The sequence below is a fragment of the Arthrobacter sp. 24S4-2 genome, from assembly GCF_005280255.1.
GTDB lineage: Bacteria > Actinomycetota > Actinomycetes > Actinomycetales > Micrococcaceae > Arthrobacter.
On the sequence record NZ_CP040018.1, the window covers coordinates 56,708 to 78,735 of the forward strand.

23 protein-coding genes and 4 pseudogenes are annotated in these 22,028 nt (G+C 65.2%); 15 read left to right on the top strand and 12 right to left on the bottom strand.

What is annotated here, in order from left to right; all coding sequences use genetic code 11:
* Nucleotides 1-81: 81 nt before the first annotated feature.
* Together FCN77_RS00280 and FCN77_RS00285 are read left to right on the top strand one after the other, a co-directional pair.
* Nucleotides 82-453: pseudogene (locus FCN77_RS00280) on the top strand (gfo/Idh/MocA family oxidoreductase); the annotation flags it as partial.
* Nucleotides 450-1,469: a sugar phosphate isomerase/epimerase gene (locus tag FCN77_RS00285; protein WP_137320624.1), complete on the top strand. Its 1,020-nt coding sequence runs from the start codon at nucleotides 450-452 to the stop codon at nucleotides 1,467-1,469. The pseudogene FCN77_RS00280 and the gene FCN77_RS00285, both read left to right, overlap by 4 nt.
* Nucleotides 1,470-1,589: 120 nt before the next feature.
* Here FCN77_RS00285 and ykgO read toward each other — a convergent pair whose 3' ends face one another.
* On the bottom strand, nucleotides 1,590-1,712 hold the full coding sequence (ykgO, locus tag FCN77_RS00290; RefSeq protein WP_137320625.1) for a type B 50S ribosomal protein L36: 123 nt from the start codon (nucleotides 1,710-1,712) through the stop codon (nucleotides 1,590-1,592).
* Nucleotides 1,713-2,232: 520 nt separating this feature from the next.
* On the opposite strand from ykgO, the gene FCN77_RS00295 reads away from it, so the two are divergent.
* On the top strand, nucleotides 2,233-2,610 hold the full coding sequence (locus FCN77_RS00295; RefSeq protein ID WP_368074351.1) for a nuclear transport factor 2 family protein: 378 nt from the start codon (nucleotides 2,233-2,235) through the stop codon (nucleotides 2,608-2,610).
* A 39-nt stretch (nucleotides 2,611-2,649) separates the two neighbouring features.
* Here the strand turns inward: FCN77_RS00295 and FCN77_RS00300 are convergent, their stop codons facing one another.
* The 3 genes from FCN77_RS00300 to FCN77_RS00310 all read right to left on the bottom strand — a co-directional run bounded on the left by FCN77_RS00300 (nucleotide 2,650) and on the right by FCN77_RS00310 (nucleotide 6,392).
* Nucleotides 2,650-3,135, bottom strand: coding sequence for an NUDIX domain-containing protein (locus FCN77_RS00300; protein ID WP_137320627.1), 486 nt, complete (start codon nucleotides 3,133-3,135; stop codon nucleotides 2,650-2,652).
* Nucleotides 3,136-3,851: 716 nt separating this feature from the next.
* A complete protein-coding gene (locus FCN77_RS00305) occupies nucleotides 3,852-4,406 on the bottom strand; it encodes a hypothetical protein (protein WP_137320628.1) in 555 nt (184 codons plus the stop codon).
* 90 nt (nucleotides 4,407-4,496) lie between these two features.
* Nucleotides 4,497-6,392, bottom strand: coding sequence for a transketolase (locus tag FCN77_RS00310; protein ID WP_254678772.1), 1,896 nt, complete (start codon nucleotides 6,390-6,392; stop codon nucleotides 4,497-4,499).
* A 260-nt stretch (nucleotides 6,393-6,652) separates the two neighbouring features.
* Between FCN77_RS00310 and FCN77_RS26170 the strand changes: the two genes are divergently transcribed.
* The 4 genes from FCN77_RS26170 to FCN77_RS26490 all read left to right on the top strand — a co-directional run bounded on the left by FCN77_RS26170 (nucleotide 6,653) and on the right by FCN77_RS26490 (nucleotide 9,131).
* Entirely contained in the window at nucleotides 6,653-6,940 is a 288-nt protein-coding gene (locus FCN77_RS26170; RefSeq protein ID WP_217496204.1) for a hypothetical protein, read from the top strand.
* A 194-nt stretch (nucleotides 6,941-7,134) separates the two neighbouring features.
* Nucleotides 7,135-7,806 carry an FAD-dependent monooxygenase gene (locus FCN77_RS26480; protein WP_254678773.1) on the top strand — a complete coding sequence of 224 codons (672 nt, stop codon included), beginning with the start codon at nucleotides 7,135-7,137 and terminating at the stop codon, nucleotides 7,804-7,806.
* Nucleotides 7,800-8,651 (top strand): FAD-dependent monooxygenase, encoded by an 852-nt coding sequence (locus FCN77_RS26485; protein WP_254678774.1) that lies wholly within the window; start codon nucleotides 7,800-7,802, stop codon nucleotides 8,649-8,651. The genes FCN77_RS26480 and FCN77_RS26485 overlap by 7 nt, the downstream gene beginning before the upstream one ends.
* A 279-nt stretch (nucleotides 8,652-8,930) precedes the next feature.
* Nucleotides 8,931-9,131 carry a GYD domain-containing protein gene (locus FCN77_RS26490; protein WP_254678775.1) on the top strand — a complete coding sequence of 67 codons (201 nt, stop codon included), beginning with the start codon at nucleotides 8,931-8,933 and terminating at the stop codon, nucleotides 9,129-9,131.
* On the opposite strand, the gene FCN77_RS00325 is transcribed toward FCN77_RS26490, so the two are convergent.
* Nucleotides 9,125-9,448: a hypothetical protein gene (locus FCN77_RS00325; protein ID WP_175417091.1), complete on the bottom strand. Its 324-nt coding sequence runs from the start codon at nucleotides 9,446-9,448 to the stop codon at nucleotides 9,125-9,127. The two genes, FCN77_RS26490 and FCN77_RS00325, sit on opposite strands and share 7 nt — an antisense overlap.
* A 102-nt stretch (nucleotides 9,449-9,550) precedes the next feature.
* On the opposite strand from FCN77_RS00325, the gene FCN77_RS00330 reads away from it, so the two are divergent.
* Both FCN77_RS00330 and FCN77_RS00335 read left to right on the top strand, forming a co-directional pair.
* Nucleotides 9,551-10,009, top strand: a complete 459-nt coding sequence (locus tag FCN77_RS00330) for a MarR family transcriptional regulator (protein ID WP_137320630.1) — start codon at nucleotides 9,551-9,553, stop codon at nucleotides 10,007-10,009.
* Between the two features lie 30 nt (nucleotides 10,010-10,039).
* Nucleotides 10,040-10,624, top strand: coding sequence for a histidine phosphatase family protein (locus FCN77_RS00335; RefSeq protein WP_137320631.1), 585 nt, complete (start codon nucleotides 10,040-10,042; stop codon nucleotides 10,622-10,624).
* A gap of 47 nt (nucleotides 10,625-10,671) precedes the next feature.
* On the opposite strand, the gene FCN77_RS00340 is transcribed toward FCN77_RS00335, so the two are convergent.
* Both FCN77_RS00340 and FCN77_RS00345 read right to left on the bottom strand, forming a co-directional pair.
* Complete coding sequence (locus tag FCN77_RS00340) at nucleotides 10,672-11,436, bottom strand: hypothetical protein (protein WP_254678776.1); 765 nt, start codon at nucleotides 11,434-11,436, stop codon at nucleotides 10,672-10,674.
* Nucleotides 11,437-11,726: 290 nt separating this feature from the next.
* Nucleotides 11,727-12,179, bottom strand: coding sequence for a transferase (locus FCN77_RS00345; RefSeq protein WP_137320633.1), 453 nt, complete (start codon nucleotides 12,177-12,179; stop codon nucleotides 11,727-11,729).
* Between the two features lie 174 nt (nucleotides 12,180-12,353).
* Here FCN77_RS00345 and FCN77_RS00350 point away from each other — a divergent pair, with 174 nt between their 5' ends.
* From FCN77_RS00350 to FCN77_RS00360, 3 genes and pseudogenes are all read left to right on the top strand, one after another.
* Complete coding sequence (locus tag FCN77_RS00350) at nucleotides 12,354-13,244, top strand: SGNH/GDSL hydrolase family protein (RefSeq protein ID WP_254678777.1); 891 nt, start codon at nucleotides 12,354-12,356, stop codon at nucleotides 13,242-13,244.
* A gap of 113 nt (nucleotides 13,245-13,357) precedes the next feature.
* The gene (locus FCN77_RS00355; protein WP_137320635.1) at nucleotides 13,358-13,678 is read left to right on the top strand and encodes an Lsr2 family protein; all 321 of its coding nucleotides are present in this window, start codon (nucleotides 13,358-13,360) and stop codon (nucleotides 13,676-13,678) included.
* A gap of 130 nt (nucleotides 13,679-13,808) precedes the next feature.
* Nucleotides 13,809-14,799: pseudogene (locus FCN77_RS00360) on the top strand (IS630 family transposase).
* Between the two features lie 254 nt (nucleotides 14,800-15,053).
* Here the strand turns inward: FCN77_RS00360 and FCN77_RS00365 are convergent.
* The gene (locus FCN77_RS00365) at nucleotides 15,054-17,447 is read right to left on the bottom strand and encodes an excinuclease ABC subunit UvrA (protein WP_137320636.1); all 2,394 of its coding nucleotides are present in this window, start codon (nucleotides 17,445-17,447) and stop codon (nucleotides 15,054-15,056) included.
* A gap of 295 nt (nucleotides 17,448-17,742) precedes the next feature.
* Nucleotides 17,743-18,120 (bottom strand): MarR family winged helix-turn-helix transcriptional regulator, encoded by a 378-nt coding sequence (locus tag FCN77_RS00370; protein WP_137320637.1) that lies wholly within the window; start codon nucleotides 18,118-18,120, stop codon nucleotides 17,743-17,745.
* An 84-nt stretch (nucleotides 18,121-18,204) separates the two neighbouring features.
* Here FCN77_RS00370 and FCN77_RS00375 point away from each other — a divergent pair, with 84 nt between their 5' ends.
* Nucleotides 18,205-19,683 (top strand): MFS transporter, encoded by a 1,479-nt coding sequence (locus tag FCN77_RS00375; protein WP_137320638.1) that lies wholly within the window; start codon nucleotides 18,205-18,207, stop codon nucleotides 19,681-19,683.
* Between the two features lie 94 nt (nucleotides 19,684-19,777).
* On the opposite strand, the gene FCN77_RS00380 is transcribed toward FCN77_RS00375, so the two are convergent.
* Nucleotides 19,778-20,245 (bottom strand): sensor histidine kinase, encoded by a 468-nt coding sequence (locus FCN77_RS00380; RefSeq protein ID WP_137320639.1) that lies wholly within the window; start codon nucleotides 20,243-20,245, stop codon nucleotides 19,778-19,780.
* Between the two features lie 311 nt (nucleotides 20,246-20,556).
* On the opposite strand from FCN77_RS00380, the gene FCN77_RS26495 reads away from it, so the two are divergent.
* Nucleotides 20,557-20,739, top strand: coding sequence for a hypothetical protein (locus FCN77_RS26495; protein WP_254679086.1), 183 nt, complete (start codon nucleotides 20,557-20,559; stop codon nucleotides 20,737-20,739).
* Between the two features lie 22 nt (nucleotides 20,740-20,761).
* Here FCN77_RS26495 and FCN77_RS26500 read toward each other — a convergent pair.
* Together FCN77_RS26500 and FCN77_RS00390 are read right to left on the bottom strand one after the other, a co-directional pair.
* Nucleotides 20,762-20,965 (bottom strand): annotated as a pseudogene (locus FCN77_RS26500) (DUF202 domain-containing protein); the annotation flags it as partial.
* A 2-nt stretch (nucleotides 20,966-20,967) separates the two neighbouring features.
* Nucleotides 20,968-21,302, bottom strand: a pseudogene (locus tag FCN77_RS00390) (YidH family protein).
* A gap of 142 nt (nucleotides 21,303-21,444) precedes the next feature.
* Here FCN77_RS00390 and FCN77_RS00395 point away from each other — a divergent pair.
* On the top strand, nucleotides 21,445-22,020 hold the full coding sequence (locus FCN77_RS00395; protein WP_217496205.1) for a hypothetical protein: 576 nt from the start codon (nucleotides 21,445-21,447) through the stop codon (nucleotides 22,018-22,020).
* The last annotated feature ends 8 nt before the right edge of the window (nucleotides 22,021-22,028 follow it).

The window sequence follows — 22,028 nt, forward strand, 5'->3', positions numbered from 1 at the left end:
GTGGTGGCGACGTCGTAGATCGTCGGTCGGCGCGTCCTGGGCGAATTTCAAAGGAGAAATCGATGGCTGACAGTCTAGGAGCACGCCAACAGCCTCAACTTCGAAGTGTTCTGCGAGAACGGTGCCGCCAAGTTTGACCAGCGCCGCCCCTCCGAAATCCAGCTGTTCCTCAACGATGGCTCCGGCAACGAGAACGGCTACCGCCAGGTCATCCTCGGCCCCGGCCACCCCTACGTCGCAGGCGGACTGACCATGGACGCCGCTGAAGTCGGCTTCGGCCAGAACGGCGCTTTCGGCTACCAGGCACGGGCGTTCCTCGAAGAGGTTGCCGGCCTCAGCGAAGCAGAATCCCTGCCCCGCTGCGCCAGCTTCGACGAAGGCGTGCGCAATATGGAGCTGCTCGGTGCTGTCACGGAATCCGCGCTCAACAACGGAAGGAAAGTCACGCTATGAAACTCGGCGTCTACAACGCAATCCTGCACGACCGGCCCCTTCCCGAGGCACTCAAGGTCATCGCGGACCTCGGGCTGACCGGCATCGAAATCAACACGGGCGGATTCCTGCCCGCCGTCCACGTCCCCAACATGGACCAGATCCTCGAAAGCGATGCGGCCCGGGACGACTACCTCGCGATTTTCGATGGCACCGGCGTCTCGATCGCGGGCCTGAACTGCAACGGCAACCCGCTGCACCCCAAGCGTGAGATCGGCGAGAAGCATGCCGAGGACATCCGCCGCTCCATCCGGCTGGCGCAGCGGCTGGGACAGGACCGGGTGGTGACCATGTCCGGCCTGCCCGGCGGCGAACCCGGGGCCGCCACGGTCAACTGGGTGGTCAACGCCTGGAATTCGGCCGCCCTGGACGTGCTGGACTACCAGTGGGGCATCGCGGCCGACTTCTGGAAAGAAACCGACCGCCTTGCCGCCGATCATGGCGTGAAGGTTGCCCCTGAGCTGCACCCGCAGAACATCGTGTTCAACACTGCCGATGTCCACAAGCTCATCGAGCTCACAGGCGCGACCCATGTGGGCGTCGAACTGGACGCCTCGCACCTGTTCTGGCAGCAGATGGATCCTGTGGTCGTGGTCCGTGAACTCGGCCCGCTGGTTTTCCAGGCGGCCGCGAAGGACGTGCGCGTGAACACGGAAAACGCCGCTCTCTACGGTGTCCTCGACAACAGCTTCCGCCGGCTCGCGCCGGAGGAAAACCGCACCAACCTCGGCGGCGACGAGTGGGCCAACGAATGGCCCAAGAACTCCGCATGGGACTTCGTGGCACTCGGCCGCGGGCACGACACCGCCTACTGGACCGAGTTCCTGCGCGCGCTGTACGAGGTGGACCCCAACATGCTCGTCAACATCGAGCACGAGGACACCTCCCTTGGCCGGATCGAAGGCCTCCAGGTGGCGGCAAAGGTCCTGCGGGACGCAGACGCGGCGCTCACGTCGTCGCTGCATCTCACGGCCTAGGACTTACCGTGTAACCCCGCGCCCGGCGCCGCCTTGACGGGCGGCCGCCGGGCGCGGACTGCGTTTACGGGCCTGTGTTTAGTGGCGTGTGTTTAGGGGTCACACACGCACGCGGTGTCCCTAACCCTGGCGGGCCTTCATCCGCGGATTCTTCTTGTTGATGACGAAGGTCCCGCCGCGGCGCCGCACGATCTGCGCACCCGGTATTTTCTTCAGTGCCCGCAGCGAATTGCGTACTTTCATGGTGTTTCTCCTTGGTTGATTGGGTGGGGGCCTGACTCCTTGAATGGCGATCCTGCGGCCCGGTGCGGTCCGGACTGACCACGCGGCGGGCAACGGCACACTACGTCGAGGGAGCTGACAACTGTAAGGTGCACACCAATTACTCTAATAAGAATGATTCGCATTTGCAATAGCTTTGAGTGTTGGCCCCGGTGTGGAGGCCGACGACGGCGGCCCCGCTGCCGCCGTCGTCCTCCGTAGTGCCCGCTATTGGTGAGGGGCTGAATCGTTTTCGGCGTCGCGTGCCCGCACCAGGCCGTCGAGGACACGGTCCAGCCCGAACGCGAACTCGTCGGAGTAGTTGTAGCCGGGCGTGAGGACGTGCTGGGGGTGAGTTCAGGGAGGTAGGGGTATTCGTCGGCGCGCAGGTGGGCGAGCATCACTTCCGCCATTGAGCTGCGGTCCGACGGGCCGCCTGGCGTGGGCACTGCTCGGCAGCCGGATGGCTTACTTCTTGGTGACTGGAAGCCGGGTGCGCTTGGTGTTTTACCTCAGGGACGCCGAGATCGCCTTGCACAACGGGGATGCCGCTCCGCGGTTTGCGATCTGGTCGTGCAGGGAACCGGTCACGGTTCTGGGCGCGTGGATGTCAGACAGCGGGCCCGTGGAGGTGGGGGACATCTTCCGCAAGCTTGAAAGCTCGTTCTCGGACTGCACGGCCTACGAACACGAAGTCATCGCGGCCGACGTGATCGGGGACATGGCCTACACCGTTGGCTACGAGCACACGAGTACCGCGGTGAACGGGGAACCAAGGACGTACACCCTCCGCGTAACCCAGGTGTACCGACGCGAAGACGGTGAGTGGAAGGTGGCCCACCGCCATGCCGACACAGTGGTGCAGCCGGACGTCCAGTAGGGCGCCTGACTGCCATTTGACCCTCTTTGGCAGTGTGGCCTATTGGTGTGCTGGGTTGTCTTTGCCGAGGTGGGCAATGAGGGCGTCGAGGATCGGCAGTTGGCCGCCCACCAGCTTGGTGCGCGCTTCCCGCTCGCCGACCCAGCGGGCGTCGTCGATCTCGGGAAAGTCCCGGATTACGCCGGATCCTTTGGGCCATTCCAGCGCAAAGGTGTTGCTCACGATCTGTTCGGGCTGGAAGTCCGACTCCGCCGCGAACGCGGTGATGATTTTTCCTGACGGCTGCCGGAAGGCACCCAGCGGAATGTAGTCAAGGGCCGGGGCGGGCATGCCCATTTCCTCGGCAAACTCGCGCAGGGCGGCCGTCAGCGGGTCCTCGCTGTCCAAGTATTCGCCCTTGGGAATGGACCAGGAGCGGTCGGTCTTATGTGCCCAGAACGGTCCGCCCATATGGGCTATCCAGACCTCAAACCGGTATTCGGTGTTCCAGCGGTAGAGCAGAATCCCTGCGCTGCGAACCGTCATATCCCCTCGTTCTCCTGGTGTGCAGCTGGCGGGTGGCCGCGGGCCTGTGGCCACCGTGGCCGGCCGCGCCCGTGCTGTGCGGTCTATCCTGCCTCACAACTGCGCGTTATGTCAGAGGGCCGGCCGCGGCGTGGTCCGCGGGCCCGCAGCGCCTGACGGTAGCCGCACAGTTCGTAGCAGGGTGGGCGGCGCCGGCGAGACCCAATGAAGGGAGGCCGGTTCCGGCTCACGCTTGGCCCGCAGCAATTGTCTTCGGAGCGAGACGGGGCGCTTGTCGTCGAGGTACAACGAAGGCCCGCCTATGGGGGACAGACGGGCCTTCGAGACTAAATGCTACAACTCTCTTATATAGCTATCGAGTGGACGAGAGTCGAACCACTACCGGATACAGGCGCCGCGGCCTTGCCGGTCCTGAGTGGCGGCTTAGCCGGGCCAGCGGCGTCGATCGGGCTAACTGAGAGGCCGATAGTGGGCAACGAAAGCCCGCCGGATGGGGGCGGCGGACTTTCCAGGTTCGAATTGACGACCTCCTTCCTTGGTGCAGATGCTCACCAGAAAAGACGCCGTGGCTGTGACGACTCGAGCTATGTCAGGAAGTAGCCTGCCTCGCCAGGACCACCACGGATGCGCTTATCTCGTCGGCGAGCTTCAACACGCCGTACATCTGCGGGCAGGGGTACGGCGTGCCAGACTGGGGGCCGTGGTGGCGGTGCTGCTCATTCTTTGGCGGAGCGGGCCCGGGGCCGCCTTATGAGGATCCCTGTTGCGGCGTACCCTGCGGACAGGACAACCATGCTGACCAGCCATCCGGATGCCAGGAACATCAAGACCATCTGGTCCCTACTCTCATAGGGTGTCAGTGATTGGCCCGCTACGATGACCTTTCCTCCCGCTGGGCGTGCGACCACCGCCATGCGTAGTCCCGGCTCGGGCTGCCACGTGACCGCGTCGCTGCCGGCGGTTCGGGCCGTCTGGAGCACTCCGGCGGGCAGCACGGGTAGGGATCCATGGAGAGCGGCAGTTCCCGACACCGGCTGATCGTCTGGGCCGTAAATGATGAAGAAGATCCCGCTCTCCGGAGTGAGTTCCACACGTGGGGACGGAGCCGTCTCCACCCCAAGCAACTCCACCTGGGCGGCGGCGGTCGCCGCGGGCGCGTCGTTTGCACTCCGGCGCCCGAGCTGCTGAAAGGTCACGTAAACGCTTCCAAAAATGATCGAGACGACGACGGCGGCCGTCAGCCAGGTGATCGTCCTGCCGGTACCTTTCATACCGGGCATTATCCAGCCCCACCAGACCCCGGGCAATCGCCGTAAGCGGCGCTCCGGATTGTGCTGCGTTCCGTTCCCGACGTCCTGGAGTTATCCGGCACGCAAGAGCCTGCGGGCGGCCGTGACGATGTGCCGGGCGGAGATGCCGGCGGCGTCCAGCAGTTCCTGGGATGTGCCGGAAGTGGGCAGTGCCTGGACGGCGAGCAGGACGGCGTTGAGTTCAGGCGTGTCCGGGCCGGTGAGGGCTTCGAGGACGGCTGCGCCGATGCCGCCTTCGGGGTAATGGTCTTCCGCGATGACGATCCTGCCCCCGGTCTCCTGGCAGGCACGGCGGAGGGTGTCCGCGTCGATGGGTTTGATGGAGTAGAGGTCGATGACGCGGGCGTTTATCCGGTCTTCGGCGAGGTGAGCGGCGGCCGCCAGGCACTCGTGCAGGGTCACTCCGGCGCCGATGAGTGTCACGGCGTCGTTGGGTCCTGCGTGGTGGACTTTGCAGCCGCCGAGCGGGAATTGTTCGTCCGGGCCGTAGATGACCGGATAGGCGCCGCGGGTGGCGCGCAGATAGGAGATGCCGGGGGTGTCGGCCATCGTCTTCACGAGTTGGGCGGTGGAGGGGGCGTCGGACGGGTAGAGCACGGTGGAGGTGTGCACGGCCCGCATGGCGGCGATGTCCTCCAGCGCCATTTGCGACGGGCCGTCCTGGCCTATTTCGACACCGGCATGTGTGCCGACGAGCCGGATGCTGACCTGGGAGACTCCTGCCATCCGGATGAAGTCAAAGGGACGGGCTATCAGGAAAGCGGCGAAACTCGCGGAGAACGCGATGTAGCCGCGGACCGAGAGCCCAATCGCAGAGGCGATGAGTTGCTGTTCAGCGATGAACATTTCGAAGTACCGCTCCGGGGCGGCGTCTTGGAATTCGCCGGCGTGGGTCGAGTTTCCCACTTCGCCGTCCAGGACAACGATTTCGGGGCGGGCGGCCAGCGCGGACACGGTGGCGCCGAACGCGGCCCGGGTTGCCACCTCCTCACCCACCTCCCATTGCGGCAGGCTGACGGCTGCCCGCGGATTCGGGGTGAGCGCAGGTGCGCCCGGTTCGGGGAGGGCTGTGGTGACCCGCAGGTTACCGGGGCCGCCGAGCGCTGCCACGGCGCGGTCGGCCATGTCCTTCGGGAGCGCCTTGCCGTGCCAGCCGTTCCGGTCTTCGATCTCGGGAACGCCTTTGCCTTTGATGGTTCTGGCCAGAATGACCGTGGGCCGGTCGGGCCGGGATCGTGCGCGGGTGAGCGCGTCGTCGATGGCGGTAAGGTCATGGCCGTCGATGACGAGGGGGTGGGCGCCGAAAGCTTCCACGCGCCGGGCGGATCGGTCCATGTCCCATTGGAGTTCGGTGGGACCGTTCTGTCCCAGGCGGTTGACGTCCACGATGGCGGTCAGGTTGCCCAGCTTGTAGTACGCGGCCTTGTCCAGAGCTTCCCAGATGGAGCCTTCGGCCAGTTCGCTGTCCCCGCACAGGACCCAGGTCCGGTACGGCAACCGGTCCAGGTACCGTCCGGCCAGGGCCACTCCGACCGCGTCCGGCAGGCCCTGGCCCAGCGAGCCTGTCGCCACGTCAACCCAGGGAAGGGCCGGTGTGGGGTGGCCTTGGAGCCGGCTGCCGAACTGCCGGTAGGTGTTGATCAGTTCGTCCTCCCCAACGACACCAACGGCCCGGTACATGGAGTACAACAGCGGGGAGGCATGACCCTTGGAGAAAATGAGGTGGTCATTCGTCGGCTGCAACGGCTGGTCCCAGTCATAGCGGAGGTGCCGTTCGAGCAGGACAGCCATGAGATCCGCAGCCGACAACGAGGAGGTCGGATGGCCGGAGCCGGCCTGTGTGCTGCAGCGGATGGAATCCACCCGCAGCTGCGCCGCGAGCCGTCCGATGAGCACGGCCTGCGCCGCGGTCATCGGCGCCGGGGCCGGTTCCTGATGTTCGGTCATGGCAATCACCTTTCACCTGTTCAAAGGAACCCCAGTCTCCGGGAGGCCTGATACGTGTCGTACCCCCGGAAGCCGGTTCCTGCGGAAATTGCGACCGGTCAGGCGGCGCCGGTCCAGCGGGATCTGCTTGCGGCCCCTGGGAGTGCCCTGTCCCGGGTGCCGGGATTCACCTGCGGGCTCCTGCCCTGGCGGCGACGTTGCCGCGCCGGATCGGACGGCACCCTCGCGGTCGGAACCTCGTATGTTGATCAACTCATCACGTGATCAACAGATTGCCGCAGGCAACCAGCCCCGCGCAAGGCCCGCCGGACAATCCACAGGCAAGATCCACGGAACTCACAGCGAAGGCGGGCAGTGTCCGCTCCCGCAGTGCCCGCTTGGCCCTGGCTCAGCTGACCACTCAACTCGGCGGAGTCTCGATTCCCTCGCTGCCGGCGTTTCAGGTCGTCATGGGTCTCGGGGCGGCCGCAGTCCTCGCAGCACTCGCCGTCGCAGCCTTCCTGCCGGGTCATCCTGCAGCTGCATCGGGTCGCGGTACAGGGGAATAGTTCGGGATGACCGGTTTGAACGACACCACGGCGGCCGACGCAGGCCGCAGCCGCGCTGTCGATGCCTACCCCTTCCATTTCCAATCTATCCCCCGCCAGGGGGCTTGCCGCAAGCCCCGGGCCGTGCCGGATAATCGCCGAAGACCGAACCTAGAGAACGGGAGTAGCGAAATGATGCCGACAGGAGTGTTGCCATGAACGAGCATGCGGTGGTGATCGCCGGGGGAGGTCCGACAGGACTGATGTTGGCAGGCGAGTTGGCGCTGGCGGGCGTCGACGTTGCCATCGTCGAGCGGCGTCCCACCCAGGACCTGCCCGGCTCGCGGGCAGGCGGTCTGCACTCACGCACCATCGAGGTCCTCGATCAGCGTGGGATCGCCGAGCGGTTCCTGGCGGAGGGGCAGGTGGCTCAGGTCGCCGGTTTTGCCTTCAACCGCCTGGACCTCAGCGATTTTCCCACCCGGCACCCATATGGCCTCGGGCTGTGGCAGAAGCACATCGAGCGCATCCTGGCCGGCTGGGTCGACGAGCTGCCCGTGACGGTCTATCGCGGACGCGAGGTGACGGGCTTCGCGCACGACGACACCGGTGTCGACCTCGCGCTGTCCGACGGCGAGTCTCTGCGGGCGGGATATCTCGTGGGGTGCGACGGTGGGCGCAGCGTCATCCGCAAAGCAGCCGGCATCGATTTCCCCGGGTGGGATCCGACCACCAGCGCACTGCTCGCCGAGGTCGAGGTGACAGAGGAGCCGGAGTTGGGCATCCGCCAGGACGACCTCGGCACCCATTCCTTCGGCAGGGTGGAGTACGAGATCCGCGACGGCGAGGTCGTTTACGCAGATGAGGGGCCGGTGGGGTCATGGTGACCGAACAGGACCCCGGAGCCACCAGCGAACCGACCCTGGCCGATCTCAGCAAAGCACTCATCACTGTCTACGGAACCGATTACGGGATTCACAGTCCCACTTGGATCACCAGGTTCACAGACATGACCCGGCAGGCCGCGTCTTACCGGGAGGGACGGGTGCTGCTGGCCGGCGACGCCGCACACGTGCATTACCCGGCGGGTGGACAGGGCCTCAACATCGGTGTCCAGGATGCCGTGAACCTGGGATGGAAACTGGCCCAGGTTGTCAACGGGACATCCCCAGCCAGCCTGCTGGATACGTACCAAGCTGAACGCCACCCCATCGCTGCGCGCGTGCTGCGTAACACGATGGCGCAAACCGCGCTCATGCGTCCGGCCGATGCGCGCCTCGAGGCCTTGCGCGAGACCGTGGCCGAGCTGCTGAGCATGGAGGAGCCGCGCAAGCGCTTCGCCGGGATGATGTCCGGTTTGGACGTCCATTACGACGTCGGGCATTACGACGGCGGCGAGGGTCACCCGCTGTTGGGGCGCCGCATGCCCGACCTCGATCTGGTCACCGCCGACGGCCCGCTGCGGGTTTTCACCTTGCTGCACGGTGCACGGCCTGTCCTTGTCAACCTCGGTGAGCCCGGCGGCTTCGATACTGCTCCTCGGCCGGACCGGGTCCGGCTGATCGACGCCCAATACGGTGGTACCTGGGAGCTTCCGGCAATCGGGGAGGTGGCGGCCCCCGGCGCCGTGCTGATTCGACCCGACGGATATGTGGCCTGGGTGGGAGACCGGGCCCGGCTGGGGCTAGCCGACGCGCTCACCACCTGGTTCGGACCGCCTGCCGCGGCGTAGCGCACCAAAGGGTCCGCGCACCGTTGTCAGTCCCATGCGGAGAGGCCTAGACTCAGCCCACAACCCCTGTCGGGGAGAACTCCAGGACCCTTCACTCATCCGATGTTCTGGGCGTGCGGATAGGTTCGTGTTCTGGGCACAAGCAGAACGGGAGTCAGCCATGAGCAAGTATTTTTTCCAAGCAAATTATGTGGGCCAGGGCATCAAAGGCCTGATGGAGGAGGGCGGTTCCAAACGTCGGGACGCGGTGGTTAAGGCCTTGGAATCCGTGGGGGATCATTGGATTGCATCTACTACGCGTTCGGTGAGACGGACGTCCTGGGGGTCTTCGACATACCCGATCAGTCCAGCGCCGTGGCCCTGTCCCTGCTGATCAATTCCACCGGCGCCGTGGATCTGCACCTTACGCCGCTCATGACGCCTGAGGACATCGACGCAGCAGCGGGCAAGGCGCCTGCCTACCGGGCACCCGGTCAGTAGCGGGAGTATGCGGCCGCCTCGCCGACCAGGACCATGCGGCCGCGGTGCCAGCGTGGAATGGTGGGGAAGTCATAGGTCATGTACGGGCTGATGATTCCGTCCGTTGCCTCAATGATCCGGGCCATGGGTGTGTGGTCCCCGGAGACTAACCCCGTCAGCCAGCCCTTGAATGCGGGAGCGTCCAGCTCGGCACGATTGCCGGAGGACCGCTGCAGTGGGTTGGCAAACCACCAGATCCTGCCGTCCGGGTCGGGGATGTAGCAGTAGAAGCAGCGCTTGCCGAAGACCATCTTCATCCGGCCGGGCTCGACGTCCAAAGCGGGACCGAGGCCGGCCGGAACAATCCCGCCGGTATTGGGCAGCGGTATGCTCCTGGGCTGCGGGGAGGAAGGCGCAATGAGTGGCCGGACGGCGGAACGGTGTACGAGTCGGGCCGGGAGTTGTCGACGGCGGCCGTTATGTTCCACACGGCGCTGTCCGAGCTGCGCGGGCTGTCCGCGACGGAAGGCAAGGCGATCGATATCCTCATGCGCTTCGGGCCAATGACTGCGGGTGAGTTTGGTGAGCATTCCGGGCTCGCGCCTGCGTCGGTGACCGGTTTGATGCAGCGGCTGGAGGGCAACGGCATCGCACGCCGGGTTCGCCATGGGGAGGACAAGCGCAAGGTCCTCATCGACCTAGTAGGCGACCAGGCAGCAGCCGCGGCACCCTACTTTGCGGACTTCATGGGCGGACTGGCGGCACTCCTGGAAGGCTACAGTGACGACCAGTTGCGCACGATTGCCGATTTCTCCACGCGGGCCGCCCGGATTCAGCAGGAGGCTGCGGGCCGGCTGGCCAAGTCACCAGAGGCCGTGGAACACGTCTCGATCGTTTAGCGCACCCGGTGTCAGGGCAGAATGGTAGGCATGACCCAAACGACGTTCGCCCTTGTCCGCCACGGCCAGACAGACTGGAATGCGCAGCGCCGGCTGCAGGGTTCCACCGACATTCCGCTGAACGACGTCGGACGCGGCCAGGCGGGCGACGCCGTCGCTGTCCTGTCCGGCTACGAGTGGGACACGATCGTGTCCTCACCGCTGAGCCGTGCCGCAGAAACCGCCGACCTGATTGCCGAAGGACTCGGGCTCAGCGTTGCCCGGCGCGTGCCGGAACTCACCGAGCGTAGCTTCGGACCAGCAGAGGGCCTGCAGGCCGGCCCCGAACTCGACGCCCTGCGTACGCCCGGTGGTTTCCGCGGCGCGGAAAGCGAGGACGAGGCGGCCAGCCGCGGGCTGGCCGCCCTGGAAGTGCTGGCCGAGGAATTCAGTGGCCGCCGCGTCCTGGTCGTCGCCCACGGGACCCTCATCCGCGTAAGCCTCAGCCGCGCCATCGGCCGCACCCTGCAAAGCATCGACAACGCGGTGCTCAACGTCGCCCACCACCATGCCGTTGACGGCTGGCAGCTCGAATACTTCAATGGCGAGCGGGTTGTGACTGCTGTCCAGGGCTGACCCGCCCCGTTCCCCGCCCCTCAAACTCGGGTTTGTGGTCCCTCCGATTAGGGCTGGTAGTACTCCTCCGTCGGTGTGAAACCCACACGATCCACTTTCCGGTGGTAGTGAACACCGGTCATGCCGCCGAGCACCGCGCCCACCAGGGCTGTGGCGGCCACGGCAATGACCGCGATGATGCCGCTCGTACTCAGCTGGCCCTCGGCCGCGGGAAGACGGAGGAAACTAGAGAGCATGGTCAGGGCATTGAGTTGCCCGCCGCTAACCATCGGCAAGAGGGCGACGCCCGCGGCCACTATCACGGCCCACAACCAGACCATAAGCCCCTGGCCGATGCCGTTGAAGCGCGCCATCCGACCTGCGACGTAGCCGCCCGAAAAATAGGCAAGGAAGGGGATCGACAGGAGCACGATCACGCCTGTCACGCCGCCTGATGATGCCTGCCCGGCTTCTGCCATCAGGTCCGTGCCGGCCAGATAGCCTGCCCTGGCGGCCGCCGTAACCGCAGCTACCAGCAGAATGGCCATTGCCGTCGCGGTCAGCCAGCCGAAGAAGGCCGAGCCGATCTTGATGCCGCCGAACCGCTCCTCTTCGCGGGCAACCACGGTTTCATGGATAGCGGCGACCGGGTCTTCCGTAAAGAAGCCTTCCACCGGGCCGCCGGTGGCATCGACATACCCGGGGTCCTCGTAGCCGACGCTCTCGCCAGCGGGGACAACGCCGTCGGACTCTTCGTAGTAGCCGTCGTCAGGACTGCGGTCAGAAGCGCGGGCATCCGGTGGGCCCAGCGGTTCGGGAAAGTCATCCCCCACTCCGTCGCGTCCTCGACCGCCAACAGGATCCCTTGCGCTGCCCATCACGCATCCCCGCTTTCAATGTCCAACCAGCACTTTCGCTGAATCGGCCAGTGCGGCGGACTGCTCAGGAATTCACAATCATTCACGGGCCGCCGCCCCACAGGCGCTCCCCGACGCTGCGCGGCCGGTGAGTAGTACCCAAATTAGTCGCGCTCCGTCCCGGTTCACGAGGGGCTTTCGGCCTTATTTGGCCCTTCGTCTCCGCCTCCGCAACAGCGTCGGAGGCTAAGCGTAAGGCAGCGGCTTCAGGCAGCCTTTCGCACCCTACAGTTGCCGTCCGAACGGGACCTCGACGAAGGACTTGCCGGCGGCTTGCTTCTGGACAATATGTGGCTTCCCGGGGAGACCGTGGTGTCCCCGTGCAGGTGGACCCCATGGCCTATAACGGCGCCTGCTCCGATCCGGGAGTGGCTGCCGACATGTGCGCGGTTGCCGACCACCGCGCCCGGCCCAACGTACACGGCCTCACCGATGACTGCCCTGTGCCCAATACGGGCCTTCCGGTCGATCCAGCTGCCGCCGCCGACGCGGCATCCCGATCCCACCCAGGCGCCGGCCTCCACGTATGATGTTGCGCTGATGAACGAGGTGTCGTCCACGTCGGCGCCGCGCCCGATGAGGCCGCCGCCATTCGGATGCCGGTGGTAGGTGGTGACCTTCCCGGCGTCGTCTTCGACTGTTTCGATTTTCCTGCTCATTGCCTTCCTGTCAGCCCGGTGCAACCCGTCGCCCCGGACACTCGGTTTAACACGAGCGCAGCGGCGTGCATTCCATACAGAAATGCGCCCAATGCCGTTGAATTTTTGGAACATGCGGGCGCCTCCGATGGTTATGTACAGAAAGGGCTCGGGCTTCCCACAAGGAGGTGCAGGGTGACCACGAATGACAAGGACCTGTCAGGGCGTCGGCCCCGCAGTGCAGTCGCTGGTGCTGCGTACGTCGAGGGTGCAAGCCACCACCCGTGGCGCCGGTACGTTGCCTTGGGGGATTCGTTCACGGAGGGTGTGGGTGACCCCGACCCTCGGAGTCCAGGCGGAGTACGCGGTTGGGCTGATCGTGCAGCGGAGGAGCTGAGCATCGGCCACGAGGAGTTCGCGTACGCGAATCTCGCCGTGCGCGGCCTGCTGTTGGAGCAGATCCTGGAACGGCAGATCGGGCCTGCGTTGGCATTGGAGCCGGACCTGATCACGCTTTCGGCCGGAGGCAACGACATGGTTTTCCACAGCAGCGATCCGGACAAGTTGGCTGACAGGCTCGACGCCGGGGTGGAGCTCTTGAGTTCTGCCGGCGCCACCCTGGTGCTGTTCACCGGGCCCGACTGGGGATCAACGCCCTTCCTGGGCCGTAACCGGACCAAGGTCGCGGTTTTCAATGAAAACATCCGGGCCATCGCATCCCGGCACGACGCCGTGATCGCCGATCTGTGGGGTATCCGGGAGCTCAGGAACCCGCGGATGTGGGATCAGGACCGACTTCATCTTTCCCCGCTGGGCCACCACGCCGTGGCATTGATGGTGCTGGACACGCTTGGTGTCCCGCACCGGCTCCGGCCGCTGGAACCCGGAGCCGTGCCGCCGCGCAACTGGCAACAGGCAAGGGCAGGAGATCTTGTGTGGGCGCGCAGATATCTCCTGCCGTGGGCATGGCATCGACTCCGGAAGCGTGCCGCCATGGATGAACCGAGGGCAAAGCGACCCACCGCAGCCCCGCCTGCCACCTCGGCGCCGGTGACCGGGTTCGTCGTTCATTCTTTTCGCCAGTGATTTGTCCATCCGACGAATGCCGATAAAAGATATTCATTCCGTCCGCCTGCGTATTAAATTAAGTAACAGTTATGCGGGATTTAGTTCGGAGCATGAATGATAATCTTTTCCGCATGGCAAAACGAGTAATAACCACGCTGGAAGATGACCTCGACGGCACTGAAGCGAGCGAGACAGTCCGATTCTCTATTGATGGCGCTGAGTATGAGATTGATCTCAATGAAGCCAATGCGCACGAACTCCGTCAGGCAATCAACAAATACACAGCTGTCGCACGCAGGTCTGCCGGACGTCCCCGCTCGGCAACCCGTCCCGTCACCGGCGGCAGCGACACCAAGGCTGCCCGCGCCTGGGCGGTTGCCAACGGAATTCCCGTCAGCGCCCGGGGCCGTATCCACTCCGAGGTCATGGAGCGCTACGCCGCTGCACACTAGTGCGGCGTGTCTAAAGTTATTTTATGGTTGGTGTTTGGGAGAATTGGGCATGGCTCATCCTCCTGCTCCTGCTTTGGTTATTCGTGATGGTGACTTTGACGTTTTGGTGCGGTGGTCCCGTTCGTCGGCGATGCGGGCGGGGCTGGTTCAGCGGGCCCGGATCATTCTGATGGCGGCCGAGGGCGCGCCGAATTCACGCATTGCCCGGGAGGTTGGCGTCTCGGTTCCCACGGTTCTCGCGTGGCGTGGAAGGTACCAGGATCGGGGTATGGCCGGCTTGGAGGACGAGCAGCGTGCCGGCCGGCCGCGGGAGATTGACCGGACGAAAATCATTGCCGCCACATTGACGCCGCCACCGGCATCGCTGGGGATCACGCACTGGTCCTCCCGGCTGCTGGCCCGGCATTTTGAAGACGGACTTTTCCACTGTGGCCAAGACCTGGCGGGAGTATGGGGTCAAGCCGTGGAAGTCCGAGACGTTCAAGTTCTCCACGGACCCGGAGCTGGAAGCAAAAGTCGTTGACGTCGTCGGGCTGTACTTGGCCCCGCCGGAAAACGCGGTCGTTGTGTGCATTGACGAGTCCCAGATCCAGGCCCTGGACCGGACCGCGCCCCTGCTGCCGATGCAGATCGGCTCCGCCGAGAAACGCACCCATGACTACGTCCGCCACGGCACCACGACCTTGTTCGCAGCACTGGACATCGCCACCGGGAATCTCACCGGCCTCTGCAAGCCGGCCCATACCCACAAGGAATTCCTGTCCTTCCTCAAGCATGTCGCCCGCGCCTACTCGGGCGTTGAGCTGCATCTGGTGATGGACAATTACGCCACGCATAAGAAGGCCGAAGTGCGCACTTGGCTGGCGGAGAACCCGCGCATCCACGTCCATTTCACCCCGACGCCCGGGTCCTGGCTGAACATGGTGGAAATCTGGTTCGGCATCATCGAACGCCAGGCCATCCACCGCGGAACGTTCACCTCGGTCACAGACCTGATGCGCAAGATCCGGCAGTTCATCACCGGTTGGAACAAGCGCAGCCACCCCTTCACCTGGACCAAGTCGCCGGAAGAAATCCTCGCGAAAGCCAAGCCAAAGACAACTTCAAACACGCCGCACTAGGGCCGCCACTATTGCCAATTGATCGGCTGACATGGAAATAGGTGAACCCTAAATCCTTAAAGGCGACTTATCGCGACGGCGTCCCCGGAATTGGCCGGAAACAGCCGGCGCATTAGTGGACTTCGCGTGATTCACGGTCCCCGACTGCTTCGATCCACCGGCAGGAAAAAGCGTACGACGGCGGGAGATCCCGCCGTCGTACGCTTGCGCTTTTATTGGGGTACTTCGCTGAAGGAGCCGGGAGTTCCCGGCCGTCAGTTGCGGACGTAGGCCGCCAGGTGCTGGCCGGTGAGGGTGGACCGGCTGGCCACCAGGTCAGCAGGTGTTCCCTCGAAGACGATTGATCCGCCGTCGTGGCCCGCGCCGGGGCCCAGGTCAATGATCCAGTCGGCGTGCGCCATGACCGCCTGGTGGTGCTCGATCACGATGACCGACTTGCCGGAGTCGACCAGCCGGTCCAGCAGGCCGAGCAGGTTCTCGACGTCCGCGAGGTGCAGGCCGGTGGTCGGTTCGTCGAGCACGTAGACGTCACCCTTTTCAGCCATCTGGGTTGCCAGCTTGACCCGCTGCCGCTCGCCGCCGGAAAGCGTGGTGAGCGGCTGGCCGAGGGTGAGGTACCCGAGCCCGACGTCTACGAGCCGGTCAAGGATCCTGTGGGCGGCCGGAGTGCGTGCCTCCCCGGCGCTGAAGAATGCCTCCGCCTCGGTCATCGACATCGCCAGCACCTCGGCGATGTTGCGGCCGCCCAGCGTGTACTCCAGCACCGGAGCCTGGAACCGCCTGCCCTCGCACTCCTCGCACGTGGACTCGACGGTGGCCATGACGCCCAGGTCGGTGAAGATCACTCCCGCGCCGTTGCAGCTGGGACAGGCGCCCTCGGAGTTGGAGCTGAACAGTGCAGGTTTCACGCCGTTGGCCTTTGCGAATGCTTTGCGGATCGGCTCCAGCAGTCCCGTGTACGTTGCCGGGTTGCTGCGGCGCGAACCCTTGATCGCGGCCTGGTCGATCACCACGACGCCGTCGCGGCCGGCCACCGAGCCGTGGATCAGTGAGCTCTTGCCGGAGCCGGCGACGCCCGTCACCACGCAGAGCATGCCGAGCGGGATGTCGACGTCGACGCCGCGGAGGTTGTGCGTCGACGCGCCGCGGACCTCAAGGGCGCCGGCCGACGAACGCACCGAATCCTTGAGGCGTGCCCGGTCGTCGAGATGGCGGCCCGTGATGGTATCGCTCCCTCGCAGGCCCTCCACGGTGCCCTCAAAGCACACGGTTCCGCCTGCCGTGCCCGCCCCGGGCCCAAGGTCAACGACGTGGTCGGCGATTGCGATGGTCTCGGGCTTGTGCTCGACCACCAGCACGGTGTTGCCCTTGTCGCGCAGCTGCAGCAGCAACTGGTTCATCCGCTCGATGTCATGCGGGTGCAGGCCGATCGTCGGCTCGTCAAAGACGTACGTGATATCCGTGAGGGACGAGCCCAGGTGCCGGATCATCTTGGTGCGCTGGGCCTCACCTCCGGACAGCGTGCCGGCCGGCCGGTCCAGCGAGAGGTACCCCAGGCCGATCTCGGCGAACGAGTCGAGCAGGTGCTGCAGGCCCTTGAGGAGCGGCGCGACCGTGGGCTCATCGAGCGCACGGATCCACTCGGCCAGGTCGCTGATCTGCATGGTGCACAGCTCAGCGATGTTCTTGCCCTGGATCTTCGCGGACCTGGCTTCCGGGCTGAGCCGCGTGCCGTCGCACTCGGGGCAGGCCTGGAACGTGATGGCGCGTTCCACAAAGGCCCGGACGTGCGGCTGCATTGCGTCGACGTCCTTGGAGAGCATGGACTTTTGAATCTTCGGGATCAGGCCCTCGTACGTGAGATTGATGCCCTCGACCTTGATCTTGGTCGGCTCCTTGTAGAGCAGGTCGTTCAACTCTTTCTTGGTAAATTTCGCGATCGGCTTGTCCATGTCAAAGCCGGCCCCGCTAAAGATGCGGCCGTACCAGCCGTCCATGCTGTAGCCGGGGATCGTCAGGGCACCCCCGGCGAGTGACTTGCTGTCGTCGTACAGCGCCGTGAGGTCGAAGTCAGAGACCGAGCCCATGCCCTCGCAGCGTGAACACATGCCGCCCAGGTATACGGCACCCTGCACCACGCTCTTCTCCACCCGGCCGCCGGCTTTCTCGGTGCTCATCACCCCGCTTGCCTTGCGGGTGGGGACGTTGAACGAAAACGCCGTGGGCGGCCCGACGTGCGGCTGCCCGAGCCGGCTGAAAAGGATGCGCAGCATCGCATTGGCGTCGGTGGCTGTGCCAACAGTGGAGCGGGGGTTGGCACCCATCCGCTCCTGGTCCACGATGATCGCCGTCGTCAGGCCTTCGAGCAGGTCGACGTCGGGCCGGGCCAGGTTCGGCATGAAGCCCTGCACGAACGCGCTGTAGGTCTCATTGATCATCCGCTGCGACTCCGCGGCGATGGTGCTGAACACCAGCGAACTCTTGCCCGAGCCGGAGACGCCGGTAAACACCGTCAGCCGGCGCTTGGGGATCTCGATGCTGAGGTCCTTGAGGTTGTTCTCGCGTGCGCCCTGCACGCGGATCAGGTCATGGGTATCGGCGACGGGCTGCGCGGGCGACTGCGAGTCCGTCTGGGTGGCCATGCTCATCGTGTCTCCATCTGTTGAGAAGCCGCCGTCGCGGTCTCCGTTGGCGTCGCTGGGTTCATCTAAGCAGCTTCGATCAGTACGTTTGGTTCACCTTCAAGGATGCCCATGGCAATCATGCTAGTTGCGACCGGGCGGACGGCGCTTCTCGATTCCTGACCTGTCCGACTACTTTGTTGCAGGTGGGCCGGCGGGAGGATGCGCGGACCCGCCGCCCGAGGTCGAAGGCATGCGGGTCCACTGAGGTGAGGTCAACGCCTGGCGGGTTGCTCGCTGGCCCATGGCCGGGCGGTCGGCCCTAGGCCAGGTTTTCCTTGAGCAGCGCGCGGTGTTCGACGGCGGCCTGGCCGTGGAGCGCCCGGCCGGCGTCGGTAAGTTCGAGAAACAGGGAGCGCCGGTCATCTTCGCAGGAACGGCGGGCGATCAGGCCGGCTTTCTCGAGCCGGTCCACCACCTTGGACATGGCGCTCTGGGTCATGGGCGTCCGCTCACCAAGTTGCTTCATCCGGCATGCCGCGTCCGTGCTGTCGGCCACCAGGTCCAGAATTTCAAATTCCGTCAGGCCAATACTGAACCGCGCCTCCAGGGCACGGTCGATTGCGCCTGCGGTGCGGAAATACGTGTTCTGGATGCTGCGCCATTGCTCAACCAGCTGTTGGTCCTGCGGTGTTGCCATGCTGCGATTCTAGTTCATGACGAATTAAAAGTCCACGTCATAATATTCCTTGTCATTCAATGACGCGTCATATAAGTTGTTGTCATGACTTCAACTTCCACCCTTGAAAGAGCTGCCGGCGACCGGCTTGCACCTGTGCGCTGGACCCGTGCGCAGTGGATGCTCCTCCTGGTCCTGTGCACCGTCCTGGCGCTCGACGCGCTGGATGTGTCCATGGTCGGCGTGGCGCTGCCCTCGATCGGCACCGAACTTCACCTGGGAACCGAATCCCTCCAATGGATCGTCTCCGCGTACGTGCTCGGCTACGGAAGCCTGCTTCTTCTGGGCGGACGGATGGCGGACCTCCTCGGCCGGCGCCGCATCTTCCTTATCGCGCTCAGCGTCTTCGCAGCAGCATCCCTGCTCGGCGGGCTGGTGGATGACCCTGCCCTCCTCATTGCCACCCGCTTCGTCAAGGGACTGGCTGCCGCATTTACGGCGCCGGCCGGCTTCTCGATCATCACCACCAACTTCGCGGAAGGCCGCGAACGCAACCGCGCGGTGTCCATCTTCACCACATTCGGCGCAAGCGGCTTCTCACTCGGCCTTGTCGTCGGAGGGCTCATGACTGCCATGAGCTGGCGCTGGACTTTCCTGGTCTCCGTACCCGTGGCGGTCGCCGTCGTGATTCTTGGCCTCAAGTACATCCCCAGGGACAGTTCCGCAGGCCAGTCCGCAGGCGGGGAACCAGCGAGCGGGCATGACGTTTGGGGCGCCGTGACACTCGCGGCCGGCATGCTGGGGCTGGTGTACACGCTGGTATCGGCGCCCGGGAACGGCTGGGGATCTGTGGCAACCATCGCCGGATTCGTGGCCTCCGCAGCGGTGCTGGCAGCGTTTGCCGTGATCGAAAACCGCGTCAGGCATCCCTTGATCCGGTTCAGCATCCTCAAGGAAGGCTGGGTTGCCCGTGCCAACCTGAGCGCCGTGGGACTGTTTGGCTCGTACTTGAGCTTCCAGTTCATCCTGACGCTCTACCTGCAGTCCGTGCTGGGATGGAGTCCACTGGGCATGGCACTGGCCCTGCTCCCGACCGGCCTGCTGGTTGCCTCGAGCGCACCCTTCGCGGACCGGCTCATCGACAGGTTCGGCGCCCCGCGGCTCATCCTGACCGGTCTGGCGGCGTTGGCGCTGGGCTACGTGCTGTTCCTCCGTGTGGGTACTTCGCCCAATTACGTGACCGACATTCTGCCGTCTGTCCTGTTGCTGGGTGTCGGTTTCGCCCTGGCCTTCCCGTCCATCAACGTCCAGGCCACGGCAGGTATACGGAATGCCGAGCAGGGTCTGGCGGCCGGGCTGATCCAGACCAGCACACAGGTGGGTGCCGCCCTGGTGCTGGCCGTCACCACGGCGATGGTCAGCGGCCACGGCAGCGCGCCCGAAGCTGGTGCGGCCGTGGATGCAGCCGCGATGCTGGAACAGTACCGCCCCGGCTTGATCCTGAGCGCCGCCGTGGCTTCTGCTGCCCTGCTGGTTGCCGCGGCGCCGTCCCGTAAGCGGAAGCCGGCGACAACGGCCCGTTGAGCTGCCCGCCAGCCAGGTCCCGCACCGACCTGGCTGGCATCTCCTTCGCCTGCCGGGGGCTATCGTTGGCGCTTCGGATTCCTCCGGGCCGCCGCTAGTCCAGGGGAAGGGTGATGGACACCAGGGTGCCTTTGCCAGGGGCGGAATCAATCGCGATGGTACCGCCGGCTTCGTGCACGGCCATAGTCATCAGGCACACGCCGTACCCATGCTTCCTGCCGCCAAGGAGTTGGCTTTGGAAGCCGACACCGTTGTCCGTGATGGTCAGCCGGACACCGTGGTTGACGGCTGCCAGCCGGAGGGTCAGCTCGGTGGCCTGGGCGTATTTGAACGCGTTGGTAAGTGTTTCCTGCGCGGCCTGGTAGAGCAGCACGGCACAGGCTGCCGGTATTTCGACGCCATGGTGCGGGGTCTCCCAGCGCACGAATACCCCGTTCTGGCGCAGGGGAATGGTCAGTTTGTCCATGCAGCCGGCGAGTCCCAAAGTGTGGAAGTCACTAGCTTGGTCATTCGTGATGACGCCGCCGGCGGTACCTTCGTCCAGAGCTGCTGCTTGACCCACGGCTTTCCCTGCTTTCTTGCATCCCTTGCTGAGTATCCGCACCCTTGGTCCGGCTGGATCGGTGCGACTGGATCAAGTCTGAGTTCTACGCATCAAGAGTTCCGGCAGTTAACCGCAGTTCTCGTGCAAATTTCCGGCAGAATACGGCAAACATTGCCCTGGCCCGGTGCCGTCAGGGACGGGCGGCTGCGCGGGCCACGAGAACGTAGTTAGGGCTCCGAACGCGTGCGAGGTGCCCAACAGACGGGCTCCAACCCCGCCTGGCAGAGTGTCGGAGCGCCAGCGTCGGTGCCCTGCCGTAAACTCACCCAGTGGCAGATTTGAGCACCGACGGCACTACAAACACGGCGGCAATCCAGGTATTGGACGGCCAAACCTGCATTGACGAGCTGCTCACGGATATTGACGGCATGTTCGGCATGGCCTCGCCGGAGTGGGTGTTGCCGGCCTCCGACGCCAACGGATCAGAGGGCCACCAGCTGCGCCTTTTCTGACCGTCACCTCCGGCAGCAGGCGCTTTTGGGTGAAGTTGATGGCATGGGCTGTGACTGTGGCGGCCGCGACGAGCGTCCCGACGAACCAGCCGTGGTGTGGCAGCCACCGCAGGAAGACCGCGGCGGCCACCACCATCGCCATGGTGGTCCGGCCCCACGCAAGGTCGGTGCGTTCCGGCTGGAGGCCGGAATCGCCGTGCGTTGCGGCATCGCGCCGGGCAGTCATGTTCAGGCCGGCCGGGCGATGACAAACACCACCATAATGGCGGCCACGAGGGCTCCGCCGATGGCCAGCACCGGGGCAATCGGGGGGAGCGGCAGGGGTGATTTTGACCTCATGGCGCGTTCCGCGTTCAGCCACCGGAAGAACGAACCGCCGCCGATGATCAGTGCCAGGACCAGCAGGAGCACAGCGATGGTCTTGCGCAGGTCCGGATCCAGGCCAGGAAAGTGCGCTCATTCGCCAGGCTGAACCGCGGATCGGGCTCGGTGCCTCCGCGGAGAATCCGTGACGAGAGGCCGCTCCTCTCCTTCGGTTCCCCGGTGTTCGGGTCTTGCGTCAAGGTGGCCCTTTCCTGGCAGGTCAATGTGCTTCTTTGTACTGCCTACCACGTTTCCCGGCGCAGGTCAGGTGAACGCCAGTGTCCAAAAGTTAGGGCCGAAGGTCCGACAGTTTCCATCGGCTGGCGGGTAGCGTAGTACGACGTGGACACCGGGCGGATGGTTTTGGGCATTCTGGCGGTGTGGTCCGCTGTCCTCATTAGCGTGCTGACGCTCCCGGCAACGGCAGCGGCAGGGCCGTGCCCCGCGGGGCAGGTGCCGGTGGGCGGAGGCGGGTTCTGCGTCCCGCTGGGCCCCCTGATCCCCGGACCGACAACGCCGGCAGCGTCACCGACCGCGGCGCCCCCGTCTGCGCCCGCCCCAACCGGGCCCGTCTCCGGGGAGCCGGTCCCGGGCGCAACGTTGCCCGTGGCCACGGATCCCGGAAGCCAGCAACACGGAAGCAGGACTACGGAGCCGGGGCGGTCCCCAGGCGCCGCCGTCACGCCGTCGTCCTCGGAATCGCCGGGCGGGACCGCGTCGCTGGCCCCGCCGGCATCAACGCAGCCGTCGTCCGAACGTGCTCAGCCGGAAACAGCCGCCGGATCGCCCCGCCCCGCCAGGCCGCAAGCCCCGCAGCGGATGATCCCGCTGGCCGGGTACTTGCTGGCGTTCGGCGGAATGCTGCTGCTGGCTTCGGCCGCCGTCGGACTTATCCGGCAGCGTCCCGCCAGCTGGTGACCACACCC

Excerpts from the sequence above, each read along its gene's own strand:
- FCN77_RS00345 (WP_137320633.1), bottom strand. The coding sequence starts at position 12,179 with ATGAGCAGGAAAATCGAAACAGTCGAAGACGACGCCGGGAAGGTCACC.
- FCN77_RS00335 (WP_137320631.1), top strand. The coding sequence starts at position 10,040 with ATGACCCAAACGACGTTCGCCCTTGTCCGCCACGGCCAGACAGACTGG.
- FCN77_RS00300 (WP_137320627.1), bottom strand. The coding sequence starts at position 3,135 with ATGACGGTTCGCAGCGCAGGGATTCTGCTCTACCGCTGGAACACCGAA.
- FCN77_RS00375 (WP_137320638.1), top strand. The coding sequence starts at position 18,205 with ATGACTTCAACTTCCACCCTTGAAAGAGCTGCCGGCGACCGGCTTGCA.
- FCN77_RS00310 (WP_254678772.1), bottom strand. The coding sequence starts at position 6,392 with ATGACCGAACATCAGGAACCGGCCCCGGCGCCGATGACCGCGGCGCAG.
- FCN77_RS00370 (WP_137320637.1), bottom strand. The coding sequence starts at position 18,120 with ATGGCAACACCGCAGGACCAACAGCTGGTTGAGCAATGGCGCAGCATC.
- FCN77_RS00365 (WP_137320636.1), bottom strand. The coding sequence starts at position 17,447 with ATGAGCATGGCCACCCAGACGGACTCGCAGTCGCCCGCGCAGCCCGTC.
- FCN77_RS00355 (WP_137320635.1), top strand. The coding sequence starts at position 13,358 with ATGGCAAAACGAGTAATAACCACGCTGGAAGATGACCTCGACGGCACT.
- ykgO (WP_137320625.1), bottom strand. The coding sequence starts at position 1,712 with ATGAAAGTACGCAATTCGCTGCGGGCACTGAAGAAAATACCGGGTGCG.
- FCN77_RS26480 (WP_254678773.1), top strand. The coding sequence starts at position 7,135 with ATGAACGAGCATGCGGTGGTGATCGCCGGGGGAGGTCCGACAGGACTG.
- FCN77_RS00285 (WP_137320624.1), top strand. The coding sequence starts at position 450 with ATGAAACTCGGCGTCTACAACGCAATCCTGCACGACCGGCCCCTTCCC.
- FCN77_RS26485 (WP_254678774.1), top strand. The coding sequence starts at position 7,800 with ATGGTGACCGAACAGGACCCCGGAGCCACCAGCGAACCGACCCTGGCC.
- FCN77_RS00305 (WP_137320628.1), bottom strand. The coding sequence starts at position 4,406 with ATGAAAGGTACCGGCAGGACGATCACCTGGCTGACGGCCGCCGTCGTC.